The organism is Phyllobacterium myrsinacearum (assembly GCF_014138285.1).
Classification (GTDB): domain Bacteria; phylum Pseudomonadota; class Alphaproteobacteria; order Rhizobiales; family Rhizobiaceae; genus Phyllobacterium; species Phyllobacterium myrsinacearum_A.
The window spans coordinates 1,533,355-1,552,548 of the sequence record NZ_JACGXN010000001.1 but is presented as its reverse complement, the minus strand read 5'-3'; the positions used below and the strand labels follow the sequence as shown (position 1 = coordinate 1,552,548).

Sequence of the window (19,194 nt, the reverse complement as noted above, 5' to 3'; positions counted from 1 at the left end):
GCGTCTGTCGGTTCTCCGCTCATGCGAAGGAACTCAGGAGCAGATGCACGTCGTCTTCGGCCAACATCAGGTGCAACCCAACGTCCGTCCGCATCATGTATCCCAATTTTTCGCGGATACCTTCAAGCGAATCCACACTGTATGAAAGCAGGGCCTCACGGGCACGGTACTCGCGCACGCAAAGTCCGTCGAAGTATTCCGCCGCAATAGGATCATAGGCCGGGTCATTCGGGTCAGCCTGAGGGCAAAGATTTTCCAGTTGCGAGTATATGGACCAATGTTCTGCTATCAGAAGGGTGAGCGGCGAAGCTTTCGCTTGCGACGCGCTAGCGGTGCCAACGGCTAACAGCGCTACTGCAGGGATCAAATTGAAAAACGTGCGGCGTGTGGTATTAATGGACGTAGCCATAATCGAACCTCATATGTTCGGTTTCGGTAAGACCGTGCAAGTTGCTGCAAACAGCTTGTGCGGTCGTTTTGAATTAAGATCAATATTGGTGGAAAGTCAAAACTAAACACCAGTTCATATTACTTTATTTGTAGACACGTTTGCACTATGTAAACTTGAGTTATTATTGACAGTTATTTTGATGAAAATAGTCAACATGTTTACAACTTGAAAACATTCACTAATTCCGAAATTTTACTTTTGGCGTGACTGCCGCTGCAATATCACCGCGAATCATCTGACAACCCGACGGTGCGCGGGCCGGAACTACAAAGCCAGTGATAAGTAATTCAGCTTCCACGTTAAGCGCATCATTAATGATCGCTAGAACCTCGTGGGGCAGCTTCCGGACATAGAGCGCGCCGGTGCAGATACCGTAAGGATGGTTGACCTCGAAATTTACTAGAGTCCCGGTAGGGTGCGCGCCGTCGCTCGGCGATGTCGGTACAAGTGGCATGAACACGTCATCGACTACGACACGCACGGCACCCTGACCAATGTTGAATACGTCAGCGACGTCTCGCATAATCGCACCTAATCCGACAGAACTGACAGCGACTGTTGTCGCGCTGCTTCTGTGTGATTGCGTAATGCGGCTTCAACGGCCGCTTGCGTATCCGCAGGCGTTCCCTGTGCGCTCTGCACAACGATTGAACCGACATGCGTGCTTGCGTCGATAGATTGTGGCTGATGTACAAGGAGGGGCGACGGGGCAACGAAATTCGTCGCTTGGACAGTGCCAGCCTGCACGACACCGGTTTCAACAGTGCCAGTAGGCCCAGCTGTTGGGATTGGCGACGGCATCGATATGCTGGAGCCAATCGTTGCAGCGCTTGCGCCGACGGTTCGCGCAAGCGAATCTATCTCGGGCGATAGTGTTGCGCCCGATGCGCCGGTAGTCGTGACATTGAAACCGAGGCTTGTCTTCAAACTATCCGGCAACCATCCTATCAGGTCGTTTACGCTGTCCTTGAACCAAGAAACTACGCTTCCCCACATCGATTTAAGACCGCCGAGGAATGAGCCGATGGCATTCGCGCCGACTTCGAACAGCTTCAAGCCTAGCTCGGTACTGAACCTTTGGTATTCATCCATAAGGCTTTGAATCCAGCCCTGTACGGCGACAAGGCCCGAATTCATTCCATCGACAAAGGACGTGACAAGCTTCGTACCCTCATCAATCAAGCTGATGCCAGTGAAATACTCAAAGATTGCGTCAATGGCACGGGCGATATGTGTAGCAGGCGCAAACTCAACCAGTAGCTTTGTTATACCTTGGATAAACCCACCATCAAATGCCGATGTGATCGAAGCCCAAACACCAGTCAGATAGGATTTGAGCCCTTCCCACGCGGCTGAAATCCCGGCGACGACAGAATCCCAATTCTGATAAAGCATGTAGCCAGCGGCGACTAACGCGGCGATACCGGCGAGCATCCAGCCGATGGGAGTAGATAGGATTACAATTCCAAGGTTTACGAATGCGAGGCCAATCGTGGCAAGGGCGGAAATCAACGGCCCGCCGATCCACAATGCTATTCCAAGCATCGTCGCCTTGAATGGGCCGCCGACGAAGTCGACCACCGGACGTATCGCAGCAAGAAACGACGAGAAGCCTTCTGAGACACCCGCCAATTGAACGCGAATTTCAGATGCGGGGTCCGCAAGGTCACGCATAAATTTCGTGAGCCGCTTCACCCATTCGCCGATAGTGGAACGAATAAGCATTTTGTTCGCGTCGTACCATTCGGTAACGCCGAGAACCGCATCGTTGAATACCGGTAACAGTTGTACGGCAATGAACGTTTTCAGACCATTGAGCTTAATTAAAAGCCGGTCGATGTTGTCGCCGAAATCACCACTTAGATCGGCGGCACGTTGGCTCATGATGCTACCGGAGTCTCGCGCTTCGTTCAAAAGGTCGTCCAACCCTCTGCTACCGCTGGACAGCATCTTGACCATATCAACGCCGGACTTACCGAAAAGCTTGAAAGCCAACTGGTTACGTCGCAACGGGTCTTCGATCTTGGCAAGCTTCTTCATTGTCTGGTCCAAGACCGATTCCATGGGGCGCATTTTCCCGTGTGCATCCTTCAAGGAAACGCCCAGGCTCTTGAAGCCGATGGCTAGTCCCTTGTTGCCCCGGCTAGCTTCAGCGGCATTAATGCCGAGCTTTTGTATACCCTTGGCGAGGCTTTCACTTTCGACGCCAGATATCTTGGCAGCATATTGATATGCCTGCAGTTGTTCCGCGCCGATGCCTAATTTGAAACCAAGTTCCGATATCGCCGCACCAGTGTCAGCGACGCCTTTCACCATGCCAAACAGCGCGACGCTGATAGCGCCGCCGCCGACACCAATCATGCCAGCGAACAAGCCGAGTCGACCTGTTGTCCGCCCCAATGCAGATCCGAGACTGGTGATCCGATTGCCCAAATTGCCGACCGCCTTACTGATACGGTCGATACCAAGTCGGTTTGAAAGTGCAGCCATGCGGGCGGCGATGCGGCGGATACCGGCGGTGACGCGGTCAACAAGCGTAAGCTTGATTTCTGCAGTTGCCACTTGAGTCGCCATATTATGTGCCCTCCATGTTTATTCGCTAGAGAGCCGCCGCTTGCGACCAGAGGCCGTCGATTTCATCCGCCGATATATTGATCGCCGAACCAATCAAATCAAACAGCTGATCGGTACGCGAGTATTCCATCACGTTGACCCGTTTGCTCTTTGCGATTGTGCGGTCCGGCTCTGGTAGCGCTTCAATTGCTGCATCGATCTGGCTACGCAAATCAATTTGTTGCTGCTGCCCGTGAAGGTCAATAATCGCCTCAACACGCCACTTGGCTAAAGGGGGGAATAACTCTTCCCGCGTCAGCGGACGGGCAACTATCGCCGACCCGCTCCAAAGCTTGCCTAGTGCACTTTTTGCAGGAACACCATTTGCAATGGCGACTGAGCCAGGAAGATAACCAAAACTCTCATCAATGCCGAGGATTAGATAGCCGGGAACCTGTGATTGCGATGGGTCTTGCTCCATAGAGACAATCGTGCCCGCCCCATCCAGAGCGATATAGAAAGCACAGGAATATTGTGCAACGAGTTCTTGCCATAAAACACCGTTCGCATCGTACATCGCGATAACGGTTGTGCTGGAGATGACGTTTCCGTCACCATCCAGTGTGTCAAAGGTCTTTGGCCTTGCTTCTAACTTCCCGAAATTATGCATAGGAGTTTCCTTAGAATGGGAACGCTGCGAACCAGCCAACATTCGCGATGTACAACTGTGGCTGCCTGCTCGTTATTGTGACGCGCCAAGGCTCAGTCTTATTCATACCGGTGATGACATACGCCGAGTTTTCAATTGCTGAGCCCTGCCCGTCTTGGCCCATATTCATTAGGACTTGAACGGCACCGGCCATGCGTGATGCAGTGACAGCCTCATTGCGGCGGGCAATGGCGCGATCCTCAATCACGTTGCGGATGTGACCGCTTTGCGCAAATTTGTAATCCAGATGTGCGACGTTGAAGGGTCGTAGGTAATTATCCGCCCCCGAACCGATTGCATTCAACCCGACGAGATAAATGGTCGGCGTACCTTGATCTTGATACTCCGTTCGAAACAATCGCGCGGTGATGTCGCCCGAACTGTCGCGCACTGGAACCGTGCCACCGGTGGCAGCTACTGTGGGTACACCATAACGGTACTGCGTCCACACGTTGTAAACCTGCGATTTGTCCGCATTGTAAACAAACAGGCCATTCAGCGACCAGTTAGCGTGTAATGAGAACAAATCACCGCCATTACGCGCGACAAAAAGCGGATCGAGATAGGCTTTGAGCGCTGCCTTGATGTTGCCCCAGGTTGTCCAAAACGCGGTGGATGCACCCGCAAGGACGCCCGCGAACCGGTCGCCGTCGGCTGGAGTCGCAACACCATTTGCTCCCGCTAGCGCTGCACCAACAGTCGCTGTCGTAGTCAAGGCTGGTAGCTGTGCAACAGGTACTTTAGCCGATGCATCCAACCCCGGATAACCGCCCGCCGCTCCTTTTTGCGAAATAAGTTGACGATCCGTCAACGCCTGACTCAAGCCTTGGATATCGGTTATGGCATGCTGATGAGAACCAAGGGCCGATGACGCCGCCTGCGCAACCCATAATCCACTAGGCGTCTTGACTAAAACATATCCAGTCTGTGCGTCATTCGCGCCGTCGACGTCCGAAAGATCGTCCAACTTAAATACCCGGTCAGACGGCATCTTGTTTTCAAGCGCCAAGGACAAACCTTCGATGTCAGGTATTTGGTGATGATGTTCGGCCGGAGCTTTCCCGTTCAGCCCTTCCAATACCTGGGCGATGTCCCTATCAATCATAAGCGTCGCATATCGCGACTTCATGATAGCCTCAGTTACGCTTTCGGACGGATTGGCATTTTCATCCACTATCGGATAGTGACGATTATCGGTTGCGAGTGCCATTTGAAGCGTTCCTTTTTTGGGTATCTTGCGATTGTTTTGAACGTTTCATGACGACTTCGAAGCCCATAGATTTTGCGAGCGCGCAAAGATGGACAAGCGTTGGGGAGCGGAACCCTGATTGCCATGCGTACATAGTGTTCATGCTGACGCCGGAATGCTCTTCTAGGTCTATGAGCTTAACTTCGCGGCGCTTGCGTTCATCATTGAGTTTGCCAATGGCCACAGGATAATCGCTCAAATCAAACTCGGCGGTATCTATCTCAGATGGATCAAATGGCTTGCCGGGCAACTCACGCATGACGGCGACCGGCAGCGCGGCGTTCGTATTCAGTCCTAAGCTCAATCCATCGATAAACGGGATATCCCGCAATCTTTAGAAACCGAATAGCCTTGGTGATATCTATTCGACCAGTTGGGTCAAGTGGGAGTGGCAATAGCTGAGTAGTCAGAAACTTTCTTGATACACCAAGGAAGCGGGCGAACTGAAAAGGTGTCATTCCGATTTGATTGGTGCGCAGTTGATTAGCGCACAAGCGACTACTCGGCTTTATCACCGAAAAGTCAGCAACCACGGAACGTTTGATTGCAGTTTGATGATCATCAGTATTCACGTTGCATACTCCGCATAACAATAATTGATATCTGTCGCTAGATAAAGCTTGCGCGGCCGCGTCCCCCGCATAGGCACACCGTCGTCGGAGTACCTTTTAAATTCATAACTCATTGAATTTATTACTTATTGACCTTTTTGTCCTGAGGGTTCTCGGGAAAGCCTTTAAAGGATGGTGGCCCGCTCCGCATGATTGGGGATTGCACGGTACTAAGGCGGCGACGTCTCCGCATGCGCTTTGCCGGTGGCAGCGCTGCGGTCTGTGCCTGTGTTAAAGAGGCAAGCAAAGATCGGAGTATTTTCATCTGAAAACCCGCCCTGATTTCGATTTATTGGTATTACGACCGCCGGTAGCGTGCCAACGTACCGGCGGTCGCTCGGGATTACTCCCGACCCTGTGTCCAAGCAGGGAATTCATTGTGCTACAGCTTTCTTCCAGCATGCCTTGATCTGGTCAGCGCTTAGTTTTGACCGGCCGCCAGTTGCTGACGCAGTCGGTGCGGATCCGCTAGGAGCAACATCGCTGTGACCTTCACGCTTTAGTGCTTTCTTCCAAGCGGATTGCGTCTGTTCTTTTGAGAGAGTTTTCATAATCGTGACCTTGTGTGGACTTGTTGCCGAGTGGTTGCCGGCATCTACTTTCCCAAGAAGTTCATTTAACTTCGCTTCGTCGCGCCGTGCTTGGGCAGGCGATGGCTCAGGGTGCTTTTTCTTCGCGACGACTGGCTTACCGGTGTTGGCGGCATTCTTGGGCTGAGGTTTCAGCTTAAGTTGACGCCGCGCGTTGAAAGTAGCGTTAAGCTCCATTGCTGCGAGCGCGGTATCGCCATGCCGCAAAATCAGTTCTGCCATTCGTCGCGACATGGTTACAAATCCTCATCGTGCGCTAGGAAGGCAGCGGCGGCGGCATCCGCGCGGCGGGCCAATCGAATACCGACCTCGGCTGCTGTGCGAATGTAACGTTCTTCCGCACGCTCCAGAGTCAAGATTTCTGCGTCAAGGTCGGCGAGCTTCTTTGCCCTATCAACCGCGCTGATACCATTCCGAGTGCCAGCCGCCGATGCGCGTGCGATTAACGCTTCTCTCATTGAGGCCCTAGCGGCCGGAATAAATGCACAAATCGCGCCAAGCGTCTTGTCGGCACCACGGACCACGGTTGCCCCGGAAGGCAGGCCCATGACAGTGATAGAGAACAGTTCTGCAAACCTTTCGCCCAAGTTTGAGACAGGCGTTGCACTAACCAGCAACGAATCTGACCAATCAACGCCGCGTGCTGCGGCATCAAGCATCGCATCAATACGCACGACAGCCTCTTCGTGATCGATACGTGCATTCTCGACAGCGCTTCGCTCTAGAACCAGCGCAGCGCGTTGTTCCCGGATCGCATCAAGATCACTGCGAATGCTGCCCACCGCAATTTTGTTGCGCTGTAGCGTGGCTGCAAGCTTATCGATAATCTTGGACATTATTGTCTCTCCAATTCCGCCGGAAGCTGTCCAAGCGAGCGCGCGAGATCGCGGCCTGCTTCTGCAAGCTGGTTCAGCGATGCAGCCTCGGCCTGCAATCCATCGATTTCGATTTCGAGATCATCGACGCGCTTTATCAGAACGTTAAGTTCGGCACGCAATTTGGACCGTTCCTTTTCGTTCTCGGAAAATCGTGGGTGGGGCTTCGGCCCATCTTGGCCAAAGACGCGATAATGGGGATCAAGCGCGTTTTTTACATCGCTGATCTCTTTCATAAGCGCGTTCCGCTTATCTTTCAGCGGATACGTGGCGACGCGGGCGGCGTCTGCCTCGGCAACGATTGTTCTCAGTCTGACTTGGTCGATTCTCATCATGGTTCCTCTGTTGGAAACCAATGTGGCTCAATGCGCCGGTGAATTTCGCGTTGATCTTTTTCAAATCATCAAAATCGAATTATCCGGGGATTTTCACCACTTCGCGGATGTAGCCACGAACGGTATCGTGACACGGGAAGACACCGCCATTCAGTCGCTTAATGCTAGCAAGGGAAATCTGCGGCTCCTGCTTGTACGCGGTTTCCACGTTGATACGGCTGGCATCACGCACCATTGCGTCGGCAACAGCACGAACACTTCCTAGTGACCGGTAGCGTTCGCTTCGTGCCAGTGCCTGGACGATACGCTTACGTTCGGCACCTGCTTTCCGTCCTGTCGGGTTCGCGATAGCCCTTGCAGCGGCGATATCGGCGGCACGCTGCTTATGCTCTGCCTTTTCACGCGCTTCCCGTGCCTTCGCATCGGCTTTAGCACGGACGTTTGCCTCGGCCGCCAAAAGCTTGAGTAGGAACCGCTCTACTTCCTGATGTACCGACGACTCCTCGGTACCGATGACATGGCCCGCCACAATCCTATTTTTGACGATGACCGACATAATGGGCGAAACTGGTTTCGTGGGGCACGTCTGCAACACCTTTGCGCACCTCACCTCGTCACTCGCCACGGACCCGCCGCGCACCTCTCCGCACCCCCTTACAGAGGGTGGTGCGCGGAAGGATTCGTATGCCGGTTTTTCCGCACCTTGCGCACCTTTGCACACTTCATTTTTCATTGTGCGCAAGCCCAATTTCCGACCACAATTACCTTCACAGGACGCCTGTTTCTGTCGTCAAATATCTCTCTCTCAACGAGCATCTCAGTGGAAATCCAAGTTTTTAGACAACGCTTGATCTTGGTCTTACCGGGCTCGCTACGGGCATCGATTCCGATGGCATCCCCAATGGCGTAACCAGCCCATTCCGTGGCCTGTGAACTGGATTTGAGATCCCTGCCGTCAACCGCGCGCTGTGCTTTCAGGAGGTCTTCCCCGGTCACGTCGTCCATGACGTCGGGCGGAGTCCAAGGTTCGGAGACGGCTACGGAATCCTCCGGGTCGTCGTCGGTGCCATTACCCAGAAAAACCGAAACCAGTTTAAACCACTTCGCAGCGCCGAGAGGTGCCAAGTTAGCTTTTGCACCGTCGACCCGTACGTAACTTTTCCTCTCATTTGACGGTATTCCGAGTTCCTTTGCTACTTCCATCGTCATCGGGTTGAGGACCCGGGCTGCACGAACGGCCCCCGCTATTGCGGAGCCACCACGGGCGCTGTCAATATCGGCCTCTGCACCGTTTAGTTTTCTAGAATGGTGGACGAGTTCGATAGCGCAATTTGTGCGGTTCGCGATGGCGGCAAAGGTTTTCACAACCCGATCCATCGCGCCGTTATCATTTTCCGGCGTTGAGTGGACCGATACAAATGGGTCAATGATAAGGACATCAATATTTCTGGCTTTTATTTCGGCCTCTAGCGCGTCGACAACAGGCGTGGCTATCTCAATTGAGCCCTTCGATACCTCGGCAACGCGAATAACGGTGTCGCGACCATTGTCGAGGAACAAGCGGTCGCCAACGTCATCCGGGGCAATGTCGAAGTGCATAAAGATTGCGATCATTCGACGCTCAAGTTCCTCTTGATCGTCTTCGCCATTCCAAATCCATACCCTCAACGGACCCCGTGGCTTGTCGTGTAAGAGCTTGCGGCCCGAGGCTAGTGCTACCGCGTCGGTCATTGTCTTTGTGGATTTCCCCATGCCGCCCGGTGCGATTGTAGCTGAGACGTATCGTCGGGCTAGATGATGCCCGTACAACCAAGGGCGCGGAGGTATGGAGCGCGGGTCACGCCATAGGAAAGGGGTTGCTTTGAGCTTGAATCCTTGCCTTTGCTCGTCATCTGCCGGAAGCGGCGTAGCATCCGGGCGAGGCCCTGCATCCCGGTTCGAAAATGCCGATTGAAAACCACCATCGGCATCCGTCCAGCTATTTGATTGACGGTCGCCCCAATCCTCGCCGGGATATGAGGACAAATCATCAATCGGCGGTGGATTTCGCTCATCGATTGCTTTGTAATTGATCTCGTTCATCGGGATGAGCGCCCATCCTGCAGCCATTTGGATAGACGAGATACGCTCTCGGGTAGTTGTTCGCAGTGAAGGTGCGCATATAGCGACGTAAGGCCGACGTTGCAGATCCAGCAATCGCTAGTGCCAGAAGTTCCGACCCAATTGTCCTTTCCATCGACGCGGATGAAGTTTGTGTCCCAAGTCATCTCGAACGCATCTTCCGTCCACGTCGCAGTCGCGACCAACTCTTTCGCGCGGGCATTGAGAAACTCTTTACGACGCTGATGCAAAGCCCCGTCAATCCGCCAAACAGGTTCAAAGTCGGCAAGACTGGCAATCATGGCGAGTTCTTCTCGCCCGCTGTCTTCGATTTGGTTATGGGCCGCTTCAACGGCATGTTTTCCGCCAACGCACTCGCCGTTCGCAAGTTTTTCCATAGCATCGTTAAGCAGATCAAGAGCACCAATCAAGTTCAACCGGGCATGGTTCATGCGACCGAACGTCGATTCGCCTACTTGCAATCTGAAGCGTGTTTTTGTAGTCATTTCATGCATTCCTAAAGAAAAGTCCCTTTGTGATTGGTCGTCGCGGGGGCTTTTTTTATGCGAATTTTGAGGGGGCTGATTCAAGCTGCGATGCCTGCGTAGGCACGCAAATCGGCAACCGGATACAAAATACGGCGACCGATTTTTATATAGCGTGGGCCATCGGATTTGACGCAACGCCAGATTGCCAACGTCATCGGTGCGATGGGGACACCGTGCGCAATTAAGAATTCTGATGCTTGAGGCGTTGTGAGACGTGCAGTATTGGGGAGGGTTTGCAGTAGCTCAAGTTTTGCTCCGATGTCTTCGAAGGACAGTGCGGCGGTCTGAGAGGATGCCTTGGCGGGCTTTTGCTGCGTATGCATTCTTTTCGCTCCATTTTGATAATGAAGCGTAGTTTTCAATTAGATTATCGGTTCGGCTATCACGGAAAAGAGAAACTCATTTCACGCACGGTGGCGTTTGCGCTGAAGTGAATGCTTACAGTCATGTTTGATAACTGCTAGCAACGCCACGGGGGCGCGGTGACCAAAATTAGTTCACAAAAAAAGCCCGCGCGATCCGAGATCAACACGGGCTATCGCCTTTACCGCCCTCAGTACTACTCGTTCACAGCTGGCGGAAAGGGAATCACTTCACCGGATTTCCGTCCTGCCAGTGCCGCTGCAATCGTGTCGCCAACCTTATTTGCTGCCACCTGTGAAGGATCACGATCAATGTGCGCATAAATTTGCGTTGAGCGGGCATTAGAGTGGCCGAGCAAACTGCCGACGATCAGCAATGCCTCACCGGAGGAAGCTGCGATACTGCCAAGGCTATGCCGGAGTGTGTGCGGTGTCACGCCAATAAGCTTGGCCTTCTTAGTGGCCATTGGCCAAATGCGCTTTGTGCCAGAATAGAAGGAGTCGCCGCGTTCCGCCGGGAATACCCATGGCGATTTCCTGTTTCGCGTCTTATGTCGGGCCGACAGCAAAGTGCGCGCTGCTGTGCCGAGCGGCCGAAGGCTTTTCCCTGTCTTCGAGTCTTCGAGCCGCAGGAAACCGGACTGTAGATCCACTTCTGCCCATTTTAATCCGGCGATTTCGTTGCGACGCGCGCCTGTTAGCGCCCATAAGCGCGCTATGTCTAATGCCTTCGAATTTATACCCTCGGCCTCCAATGCGTCAAATGCCGCACCAAGACGTTTAATTTCTTCAATGGCAAGGAACCGCTCCCGCTTATTGTCGGATTTTCGTACGGACGCGGTTTCCACCGGGTTTGCCGTGACGATGCCATTTCTCTTAGCGAAGCTAAATACGGCCGATAAATCGCGAACGACTTTTCGAGCGGCTCCATCACCACCGCGAACGATAATCCGGCGTTCTTTGCCTTTTTCGTCTTTTACCTTTTCGTCGCGAGCAGTTTTTCCTTTGGTAACGTCGCGCGCAAATCGCTCGATATCGCCCGCCGTAACCGCCTTACACTTCATAGGTCCTAGCAGAGGAACTACGTGATGGCGAAGACGCGCAACCGTGTAAGCCGCCGTAGTTGGCTTCATCGCTTCCCCCTGCCTGATGCCACGCTGGATGAACAATCCTTCTGTTTCATAGAAGTCTATCAATTGCGTCATCGTTTCAGCCTTGCGAGCGGCTTGCTTTTCGGCGGCCGGGTCTTGTCCCTTCGCGACCGCGCCACGCGCCTTTTGTGCTTCGTCACGGGCCTCATCTAGCGTCAGCGCTCCTACGCGACCAATCGTCAGCCATCGGACCTGTCTGTCAGCATTTCTATACTTTAGGATATATGTCCGCGCGCCACCGGCCCAGACACGCACGCCAAAACCAGCAATGCTTGAGTCCCAGAAAATATCGCTCCCACTCTCTGGCGATTCCATCGCGGCGATCAGTGCTTTTGTTAGTTTTGGCATGTACCCGAGCCCTCTATCTTTCTGGCCGACATTCGGCGAGCTACCTTTTAGCTACCAAAATCGCTGAAACGACGGTAATCGACATCAATCTACATAAATGAAGCGCAACGTGTAAAGCCGTTTAAAAACAATAATTTAGTTGCCAGACGTGGCCAAACGTTATCAGTCGTGATTAGTCGTTATCGCAAAATTACAACCTTGCCAAGGTTGGGGTCGAGGGTTCGAATCCCTTCTCCCGCTCCAGTTGTCCGAAGTTCAAAAGGCCCGGTTTTTACCGGGTCTTTTTGCTGTCGGAGTTCTTCTCGATGGGTATTCGCCGCATCGGTAGAGACCCGCCTGCACATGTGAAAACCGCTTCACTCTATGGTGCACAATTGCAATCCTCGTTCAATGCGCTAAACCCTTAAACCATGGCACAGAAGAAAGCGCATGAGGTTGATTCCTTCCTGAAGAGGCTCGATCGGGCCTATCCGATTGTGCTTCTCTACGGCCCCGACAAAGGGCTCGTGAGTGAAAGAGCAGGGGTTTACATAAAACTGACGGGCCTCACTCAAGACGACCCTTTTGCCGTTATTCGTCTCGATGCAGATGATATTCAGGCGGAACCAGGCCGACTATCCGATGAAGCAAATACTATTTCCATGTTCGGTAGCGAACGCCTCATCTGGGTTCGGAACGCAGCCGGGCAAAAAGGGCTGGCCGATGCCGTAACGCATCTGACAAAGACACCGCCTATCGATACTTTCATTCTCATAGAAGCTGGCGATCTTAAAAAGGGTGCCGGCCTGCGTGGCATTGTGGAGCAGAGCGCGGTCGCCATGGCGCTCCCATGCTACAGCGACGACGCCAAGGGAGTGGATGCAACCATTGACGATATGCTCGCCAGGAATCAGCTGCAGATAACGCTGGACGCGCGCAATCTCCTCAAGGAAAGCCTTGGCGGCGACCGGCTGGCAACACGCGCGGAACTGGAGAAAATTTGCCTGTACGCGCATGGCCGCGAACGCATAACCATTGAGGATGTGCGCGATGTCATAGGGGATGTCAGCGCGACATCCTATGAGGCGATCATTGATGCGTTGATGACCGGCAATCTCAACGATTTCACCCATGCATTCGACCGGGTCATCGGCTCGGGATCGTCGAGTTTTCTTATTTTAAGTTCGGCCATCCGGCAGTTCCAGACCCTGCAGTCCTTGCGTTACGGCATGGAAACCGAAGGCAAGAATGCCGGCTCTGCAGTGGCAGCCGCTCGCCCGCCAGTATTCTTTTCCCGACGAAGACTGGTGGAAACGGCTTTGCAACGCTGGACAACGCAGACTTGTGCAAGGGCCATTGAGCGGCTGCAGAAAACCGTCCTCGAAAGCCGCCGGAACGCGACCCTGTCGATTCCGGTTATTCGCCAGTCATTGATTGCACTGGCCGCTGAAGCCGCGCGGGCGGGCCGCAGCGGGCGTTAATATTCTCCCCGCCGCCCTGCTCACGCTCAAATTGATGTAAATATTTGAATTATAAGTATAATTTACCGTTACGTAACATCAGTTCTGGAGCCGGCGGCAAATCTCGTCCAGCTGTTCCAATGTGGTGTAATGAATACGCACATCGCCACCTTTCGCCTGATGATTGACCGTAACGCGCATTCCCGTCACATCGGACAGCAACTTTTCCAGCGCCCGCGTGTCGGCATCCTTGCTTTCGTCATTATCGGCTTTGACTTTTGGCGTTGCAGGCTTGTTTCCGCCACTTTGCGCCAAAGCTTCTGCCTGCCGGACCGAGAGGCCATCGCGAATAATGCGCTCTGCGAGAATCTCCGGATTTTCGGCGGTAATCAGCGTCCGTGCGTGCCCGGCTGATAGAGCACCGTTTGTGATGTGATCGCGTACCAGCTCCGGCAACTTTAGCAAACGCAGTGTATTGGCCACGTGACTGCGGCTTTTGCCGATCACTTGCGCCAAATCTGCCTGGGTGTATTCATGGTCATCGATAAGCTGCTGATAGCCCATGCCTTCTTCAATCGGATTGAGGTCCGCGCGCTGCACGTTCTCGATAATGGCGAGTTCAAGCGCAACACGATCATCCACTTCGCGAATGATAACAGGAACAGTCGCGAGACCCGCACGCTGCGCGGCCCGCCAGCGGCGCTCACCTGCAATCAGCTCATAACGATCCGGCGCATCCTTTGCGGGACGAACCACAACAGGCTGAACAATTCCGTGCTCGCGGATCGACTGAGTCAGATCTTCCAGGTCCGCTTCCGTAAACAGGCGGCGAGGATTGCGTGGATTACGGCTCACAAATTCTATGGGCACCTGACGATCCAGCGTGGCGATATGTGGAGACACGCTTTCTTCCGGCAACCGGTCCATCTCTCCAATGAGCGCTGCGAGACCACGGCCGAGGCGCTTTTTTGACGGATCTTCATTCATTGTCATAGGCTCTCATAAATGTTTCGTATTCGAATCGATCAAGCAGCGCGCAAATGCCGCTCTCTTTGAATGACTTCAGAAGCAAGTTGCAAGTAGGCTTGGCTACCCGCACACTTCAAATCATAAAGAATAGCGGGCGTTCCGTACGAGGGGGCTTCGGACACGCGGACGTTGCGGGGAATAACAGTCCGATATACCTTGTCGCCCATGAAAGAGCGCACATCATCGACAACTTGTGTCGCCAGATTGTTGCGCCCGTCAAACATGGTCAGAACAATTCCCTGAATCGTCAAGGTAGGATTGAGGGCAGTGCGGACCTGATTGACGGTCTCCAGCAGCTGACTCAAGCCCTCCAGAGCAAAGAACTCGCATTGGAGGGGAACAAGAACTGAATCAGCCGCAGCCATCGCATTCATCGTCAAGAGGTTAAGAGAAGGAGGACAATCAATCAAAATGTAGGTAAAAGGCGAGACCGCATTATCACCGCGAAAAGCCTTGCGCAAACGCGTGGCCCGATCACCGGAGCCAGCAATTTCCATTTCGACGCCAAGAAGATCAAGTGTCGACGGAATGAGGGAAAGGTTGGGTACCGCCGTAGCAATGGCAGCATCTTCCACAGAAGCTGTCTGCATCAGCACATCATAGGAGGAAAGCTCACGATTCTTGCGATCAATTCCAAGCCCGGTACTGGCATTGCCCTGCGGATCCAGATCAACAATGAGGACATTCTCGCCAATGGCAGCAAGAGCCGTCGCCAGATTGATAGCAGTCGTGGTCTTACCCACACCGCCCTTTTGATTGGCTATGGTAATGATACGAGTCTGGCTGTTCATCACTGTTTTCCCGAGCAAATCATCATTATCGGCAACCGAAACCTGAAAGTGATCTACTTTATCGCTTGTTACGCCGCACGTTTCTGATTTGCAGCACAACCGACTCATTGTCGACCACACTTGCATGTTGTACCAGATCAAACGTCCAACCGTCACGGCTTTCCTCGATCTCACGCCGGTAATCCCGCCCTTTTTGAAAAAGCGCCGTTGCGCCAGCTGACAACCAAGGCTCTGTAAGTGCAAAAAGCTCATTCAATGGCGCGAGCGCACGCGCCGTTATCACGTCCGGCGTTGGAATTTTACCCCACATTGCATCAATTCGAGCGGGGTAGATCGTGCCGGGGGTCGAGAACTGCGCCAAAGCGGTTCGAAGAAATGCCGCTTTCTTACCATTGCTCTCTACAAGATCAATCCGGCCACCGCCGGTTTCTTTGAGCAAAATAGCCAAAATGACACCCGGAAAACCGCCGCCAGAACCAAGATCGAGCCAGCGCTTGGCATTGGGAAGAAGGGGATATAGCTGCACACTATCGATAATGTGACGTTCCCACAGCTCGTCCAGCGTTGCCGGTGACGCAAGATTAATGGCTTTTGACCATTTTCGGAACAGATCCTCGAAGCCAATAAGCTGTGTCACTGTTTCACGTGAAACAGTTGGTAGGACTTGACGCAGGCGTTTTTCGCGCCAATCACTCACGCGACATCTCGCGCAACGGAAGCTCGGCGGATTTGGGCAATAATAAGTGCCAGTGCAGCAGGGGTCATACCATCGATACGCTGCGCCTCTGCAATTGATCGCGGCTGTCGTTGCTTAAGCTTCTGCTTCAATTCGTTGGACAAGCCAGAAACAATAGAGAAATCGATGTTCGAAGGAATGAGCAATGCTTCCTCCCGATCCATTGCAGCTACGTCCATTTTCTGCCGCTCGAGGTAAACCGCGTACTGGGCTTCAATCTCCAGAGCTTCCGCCACGCGTCCTTTCACAGACTCAAGTTCAGGCCAGATACTCCGCAGACGCGCGAGATCAATATCAGGGAATGCGAGCAACTCATAGGCTGAGCGTCGGACACCATCCTGATTCAGATGCAGATCCATGGACGCTGCCGCATTTGGAGTAATGGACAAGCGCTTGGTCATATCCCGCGCTGCGTCCAGTTCCAAGGTACGCTGCTCGAACCGTACCCTGCGGTCCAGGCCGAGAATTCCGAGGCGATCGGCCATCGGGGTCAAACGCTCATCAGCATTGTCAGCACGAAGCGACAGTCGAAACTCTGCACGCGAGGTAAACATGCGGTAGGGCTCACTGACACCGCGCGACGTCAGATCGTCGACCATGACCCCTATGTAGGCCTCCGTGCGCTGTATAATGACGGGCTCGCCACCACTCGCAAGTCTTGCGGCATTGAGCCCGGCCAATAGCCCCTGCGCCGCGGCCTCTTCATAGCCTGTGGTTCCATTAATTTGTCCAGCCAAAAACAGACCAGCAATACGCCGCGTTTGAAGGCTCCGATCCAACTCGCGAGGATCAATGTAATCATATTCAATGGCATATCCGGGCTGCAGCATAGTCGCATGCGCAAGGCCAGGTATCGTCTTGAGGATCTCCAACTGCACATCTTCAGGCAGGGATGTCGATATTCCATTCGGATAAACCGTATGATCATCCAATCCCTCCGGTTCAAGGAATATCTGATGTCCATCACGGTCACCGAACTTGACAACTTTGTCCTCCACAGACGGGCAGTATCGCGGGCCGATACCCTCAATTGATCCGGAGTACATCGCAGAGCGATGTAGATTCGCTCGGATTATGGCATGCGATTCCAGTGTGGTGCGGGTGATTCCGCAATCGATCTGCTTGTTGGTAATACCATCTGTCATCAAGGAAAACGGTAAAGGCTCCTCGTCGGCGGACTGTACCTCAAGTGCTTTCCAATCAATCGTCCGTCCATCGAGTCGGGGAGGTGTACCGGTTTTCAGGCGACCGAGAGCGAAACCATGTTGAGCCAATGTATCCGACAATCCGAGCGCAGGGGCTTCACCCATGCGTCCGGCGGGTATCTTCTTCTCACCTATATGGATCAATCCGCGCAGGAATGTTCCAGTTGTCAGAACAACAGACCCGCATAACAACACACGGCCATCCATCAGCTGCACCCCGGAAACCATTCCATCGTGAATAACCAGGTTGTTTGCGCCGCCCTCAACAACAGTCAAGTTTGGTTGCGCAGCAATAGCCGCTTGCATAGCCAACCGATAAAGTTTTCGGTCCGCCTGCGTCCGAGGTCCGCGAACAGCAGGACCCTTGCGCCGATTGAGCAGTCTGAATTGAATACCCGCTGCATCAGCGACGCGACCCATAAGACCGTCCAGGGCATCAATCTCGCGGACGAGGTGACCCTTTCCAAGCCCGCCAATGGCAGGATTGCAGGACATAACGCCGATTGTGTCTGCCTTGTGGGTTACCAATGCCGTTCGAGCACCATAGCGTGCAGATGCCGCCGCTGCTTCACAGCCGGCATGTCCACCGCCAATAATGATGACGTCAAAATTGTCTTCCACGAGCCAAACTTTCCGAGATTCGATTTAAGAGCCTTGATGGGCAAATCGCCGCCCTGAGTCAAGTGTGAGTCAGAGAACAATGTTTCACGTGAAACAATCTGTGGTATCAGTCCCGATTATAATCTCAATGTTTCACGTGAATCATTTGCCAATACAGAACTCGGAGAATACCACATCAAGAATGTCTTCGACATCCACGTCGCCAGTTATACGCCCCAGCGCGTGAGAGGCTCTACGTAAATACTCAGCACGAACTTCCAGAGGTGCGCCGATATCGCTCACCGCACGATTGATTTCGCGGCTCGTCTCACCAAGCAACTCCATATGGCGCCGGCGAGTGGGAAGGGGATCTGACAGGTTTCCGGCGGCATGTTCGGCCCTCAATTTCAAAAGGCCCAGCAAGTCATCAATGCCGTCTTTTGATACGGCCGAGATTCCCAGATCAAAACTGCTAAGAGCGTTCTTTCCGTTCGAGATATCCGTCTTTGTTGCGACGCGAAGGACATCATTTGCTCCAACATCCACCAGAGGTGCCGGTATCGGATTGGAAATATCTGTCAACGACAATATCAGATCGGCGGATTGTGCCCGCTCAAGGGCGCGTTCAATACCGATTTTCTCCACCTTGCCCTCAGTGTGTCGCAGGCCCGCTGTATCTGTAATCAATACCGGCAGGCCACCCAGATCGAGCTTGATCTCTATCAGGTCTCGCGTCGTGCCTGGTTCATCAGAAACAATCGCCACATCGGTTCCTGCCAAGGCGTTGAGGAGGCTTGACTTGCCAGCATTTGGCGCACCCATTATAACGACGCGAAAGCCGTCGCGCACAATCGCTCCTCGCTTCCCATCCGCCACATGAAGTTCAATCTTCTCCGCGAGATCTTGCATCGCGAACCACACTTGATCCGAGACAGAACCAGGCACATCGGCTTCATCGGCAAAGTCCAACTCTGCTTCGATCAGCGCGCGCGCACGGATCATGTCTGTACGCCAGGAGGAATACAGCTCAACCTGGGATCCAGACGCGATCTGCAAAGCAAGGCGGCGCTGGCCGTCCGTCTCAGCCGCAATTAGATCCGCAAGGCCCTCAGCTACTGTCAGATCAAATTTGGCGTTTGCGAACGCACGACGTGTGAACTCTCCTGCCTCCGATAGGCGGCAATCGTCAAATGTGTAAAGCAGAGATATCATTGAATCTACAACGGCTCTTCCGCCGTGGAGGTGGAACTCACCACAGTCTTCGCCGGTAAAACTGTTTGGATTTGGGAAGAACAGAACCAAACCACGATCAACGGGGTTGGCTAGGCGATCACGAAATGTTCGCAATTCGGCCTGACGCGGTATGGGGAGACCACCGCAAATTGTTTCGATAACGAATCGAGTCTTTGGTCCAGAAATACGGACTACAGCCACACCGGACGGCAGGCGCCCGCTCGACAGGGCAAATATTGTTTCACTGAAATTCTGGTTCTGTTTCATTTGCATTTGTCC

At 53.4% G+C, this 19,194-nt stretch carries 20 protein-coding genes; 1 reads left to right on the top strand and 19 read right to left on the bottom strand.

Annotated elements, in window-relative coordinates; all coding sequences use genetic code 11:
• Positions 1-19 precede the first annotated feature (19 nt).
• From FHW16_RS07675 to FHW16_RS07610, 14 genes are all read right to left on the bottom strand, one after another.
• Positions 20-409, bottom strand: coding sequence for a hypothetical protein (locus FHW16_RS07675; protein WP_182548478.1), 390 nt, complete (start codon positions 407-409; stop codon positions 20-22).
• 220 nt (positions 410-629) lie between these two features.
• Positions 630-974: a hypothetical protein gene (locus FHW16_RS07670; RefSeq protein ID WP_182548477.1), complete on the bottom strand. Its 345-nt coding sequence runs from the start codon at positions 972-974 to the stop codon at positions 630-632.
• A gap of 8 nt (positions 975-982) precedes the next feature.
• Positions 983-2,941 carry a phage tail tape measure protein gene (locus FHW16_RS07665; RefSeq protein ID WP_182548476.1) on the bottom strand — a complete coding sequence of 653 codons (1,959 nt, stop codon included), beginning with the start codon at positions 2,939-2,941 and terminating at the stop codon, positions 983-985.
• 109 nt (positions 2,942-3,050) lie between these two features.
• On the bottom strand, positions 3,051-3,674 hold the full coding sequence (locus FHW16_RS07660; RefSeq protein WP_182548475.1) for a hypothetical protein: 624 nt from the start codon (positions 3,672-3,674) through the stop codon (positions 3,051-3,053).
• A gap of 10 nt (positions 3,675-3,684) precedes the next feature.
• Positions 3,685-4,923, bottom strand: coding sequence for a hypothetical protein (locus tag FHW16_RS07655; protein ID WP_182548996.1), 1,239 nt, complete (start codon positions 4,921-4,923; stop codon positions 3,685-3,687).
• Positions 4,904-5,293, bottom strand: a complete 390-nt coding sequence (locus FHW16_RS07650; protein WP_182548474.1) for a helix-turn-helix domain-containing protein — start codon at positions 5,291-5,293, stop codon at positions 4,904-4,906. The genes FHW16_RS07655 and FHW16_RS07650 overlap by 20 nt, the downstream gene beginning before the upstream one ends.
• Positions 5,294-5,947: 654 nt before the next feature.
• Positions 5,948-6,385: a hypothetical protein gene (locus FHW16_RS07645; RefSeq protein WP_182548473.1), complete on the bottom strand. Its 438-nt coding sequence runs from the start codon at positions 6,383-6,385 to the stop codon at positions 5,948-5,950.
• A 14-nt stretch (positions 6,386-6,399) separates the two neighbouring features.
• Complete coding sequence (locus FHW16_RS07640) at positions 6,400-6,999, bottom strand: hypothetical protein (RefSeq protein ID WP_182548472.1); 600 nt, start codon at positions 6,997-6,999, stop codon at positions 6,400-6,402.
• Complete coding sequence (locus tag FHW16_RS07635) at positions 6,999-7,373, bottom strand: hypothetical protein (RefSeq protein ID WP_210278032.1); 375 nt, start codon at positions 7,371-7,373, stop codon at positions 6,999-7,001. The genes FHW16_RS07640 and FHW16_RS07635 overlap by 1 nt, the downstream gene beginning before the upstream one ends.
• Positions 7,374-7,452: 79 nt before the next feature.
• Positions 7,453-7,929 carry a hypothetical protein gene (locus FHW16_RS07630; protein WP_182548470.1) on the bottom strand — a complete coding sequence of 159 codons (477 nt, stop codon included), beginning with the start codon at positions 7,927-7,929 and terminating at the stop codon, positions 7,453-7,455.
• Positions 7,930-8,102: 173 nt separating this feature from the next.
• Positions 8,103-9,455: an AAA family ATPase gene (locus tag FHW16_RS07625; RefSeq protein WP_182548469.1), complete on the bottom strand. Its 1,353-nt coding sequence runs from the start codon at positions 9,453-9,455 to the stop codon at positions 8,103-8,105.
• Complete coding sequence (locus FHW16_RS07620) at positions 9,452-9,979, bottom strand: hypothetical protein (RefSeq protein ID WP_182548468.1); 528 nt, start codon at positions 9,977-9,979, stop codon at positions 9,452-9,454. The genes FHW16_RS07625 and FHW16_RS07620 overlap by 4 nt, the downstream gene beginning before the upstream one ends.
• An 80-nt stretch (positions 9,980-10,059) precedes the next feature.
• Positions 10,060-10,344 (bottom strand): hypothetical protein, encoded by a 285-nt coding sequence (locus tag FHW16_RS07615; RefSeq protein ID WP_182548467.1) that lies wholly within the window; start codon positions 10,342-10,344, stop codon positions 10,060-10,062.
• Positions 10,345-10,580: 236 nt separating this feature from the next.
• Positions 10,581-11,882: a site-specific integrase gene (locus FHW16_RS07610; RefSeq protein WP_182548466.1), complete on the bottom strand. Its 1,302-nt coding sequence runs from the start codon at positions 11,880-11,882 to the stop codon at positions 10,581-10,583.
• Positions 11,883-12,292: 410 nt separating this feature from the next.
• Here FHW16_RS07610 and holA point away from each other — a divergent pair, with 410 nt between their 5' ends.
• Positions 12,293-13,342, top strand: coding sequence for a DNA polymerase III subunit delta (holA, locus tag FHW16_RS07605; protein ID WP_182548465.1), 1,050 nt, complete (start codon positions 12,293-12,295; stop codon positions 13,340-13,342).
• A gap of 78 nt (positions 13,343-13,420) precedes the next feature.
• Here holA and FHW16_RS07600 read toward each other — a convergent pair whose 3' ends face one another.
• The 5 genes from FHW16_RS07600 to mnmE form a co-directional block, all read right to left on the bottom strand.
• Positions 13,421-14,308, bottom strand: coding sequence for a ParB/RepB/Spo0J family partition protein (locus FHW16_RS07600; protein WP_182548974.1), 888 nt, complete (start codon positions 14,306-14,308; stop codon positions 13,421-13,423).
• Positions 14,309-14,346: 38 nt separating this feature from the next.
• Complete coding sequence (locus FHW16_RS07595; RefSeq protein ID WP_182548973.1) at positions 14,347-15,141, bottom strand: ParA family protein; 795 nt, start codon at positions 15,139-15,141, stop codon at positions 14,347-14,349.
• A gap of 58 nt (positions 15,142-15,199) precedes the next feature.
• On the bottom strand, positions 15,200-15,838 hold the full coding sequence (rsmG, locus tag FHW16_RS07590; RefSeq protein ID WP_182548464.1) for a 16S rRNA (guanine(527)-N(7))-methyltransferase RsmG: 639 nt from the start codon (positions 15,836-15,838) through the stop codon (positions 15,200-15,202).
• A complete protein-coding gene (gene mnmG / locus FHW16_RS07585; RefSeq protein ID WP_182548463.1) occupies positions 15,835-17,703 on the bottom strand; it encodes a tRNA uridine-5-carboxymethylaminomethyl(34) synthesis enzyme MnmG in 1,869 nt (622 codons plus the stop codon). The genes rsmG and mnmG overlap by 4 nt, the downstream gene beginning before the upstream one ends.
• Before the next feature lie 141 nt (positions 17,704-17,844).
• Complete coding sequence (gene mnmE, locus FHW16_RS07580) at positions 17,845-19,182, bottom strand: tRNA uridine-5-carboxymethylaminomethyl(34) synthesis GTPase MnmE (protein WP_182548462.1); 1,338 nt, start codon at positions 19,180-19,182, stop codon at positions 17,845-17,847.
• Positions 19,183-19,194: the final 12 nt, after the last annotated feature.

Bases quoted from the DNA above. Each gene is read 5' to 3' on its own strand.
- FHW16_RS07675 (WP_182548478.1), bottom strand. From the start codon at position 409: ATGGCTACGTCCATTAATACCACACGCCGCACGTTTTTCAATTTGATC.
- FHW16_RS07670 (WP_182548477.1), bottom strand. From the start codon at position 974: ATGCGAGACGTCGCTGACGTATTCAACATTGGTCAGGGTGCCGTGCGT.
- FHW16_RS07665 (WP_182548476.1), bottom strand. From the start codon at position 2,941: ATGGCTGCACTTTCAAACCGACTTGGTATCGACCGTATCAGTAAGGCG.
- FHW16_RS07660 (WP_182548475.1), bottom strand. From the start codon at position 3,674: ATGCATAATTTCGGGAAGTTAGAAGCAAGGCCAAAGACCTTTGACACA.
- FHW16_RS07655 (WP_182548996.1), bottom strand. From the start codon at position 4,923: ATGGCACTCGCAACCGATAATCGTCACTATCCGATAGTGGATGAAAAT.
- FHW16_RS07645 (WP_182548473.1), bottom strand. From the start codon at position 6,385: ATGGCAGAACTGATTTTGCGGCATGGCGATACCGCGCTCGCAGCAATG.
- FHW16_RS07640 (WP_182548472.1), bottom strand. From the start codon at position 6,999: ATGTCCAAGATTATCGATAAGCTTGCAGCCACGCTACAGCGCAACAAA.
- FHW16_RS07635 (WP_210278032.1), bottom strand. From the start codon at position 7,373: ATGATGAGAATCGACCAAGTCAGACTGAGAACAATCGTTGCCGAGGCA.
- FHW16_RS07630 (WP_182548470.1), bottom strand. From the start codon at position 7,929: ATGTCGGTCATCGTCAAAAATAGGATTGTGGCGGGCCATGTCATCGGT.
- FHW16_RS07625 (WP_182548469.1), bottom strand. From the start codon at position 9,455: ATGAACGAGATCAATTACAAAGCAATCGATGAGCGAAATCCACCGCCG.
- FHW16_RS07620 (WP_182548468.1), bottom strand. From the start codon at position 9,979: ATGACTACAAAAACACGCTTCAGATTGCAAGTAGGCGAATCGACGTTC.
- FHW16_RS07615 (WP_182548467.1), bottom strand. From the start codon at position 10,344: ATGCATACGCAGCAAAAGCCCGCCAAGGCATCCTCTCAGACCGCCGCA.
- FHW16_RS07610 (WP_182548466.1), bottom strand. From the start codon at position 11,882: ATGCCAAAACTAACAAAAGCACTGATCGCCGCGATGGAATCGCCAGAG.
- holA (WP_182548465.1), top strand. From the start codon at position 12,293: ATGGCACAGAAGAAAGCGCATGAGGTTGATTCCTTCCTGAAGAGGCTC.
- FHW16_RS07600 (WP_182548974.1), bottom strand. From the start codon at position 14,308: ATGAATGAAGATCCGTCAAAAAAGCGCCTCGGCCGTGGTCTCGCAGCG.
- FHW16_RS07595 (WP_182548973.1), bottom strand. From the start codon at position 15,141: ATGAACAGCCAGACTCGTATCATTACCATAGCCAATCAAAAGGGCGGT.
- mnmE (WP_182548462.1), bottom strand. From the start codon at position 19,182: ATGAAACAGAACCAGAATTTCAGTGAAACAATATTTGCCCTGTCGAGC.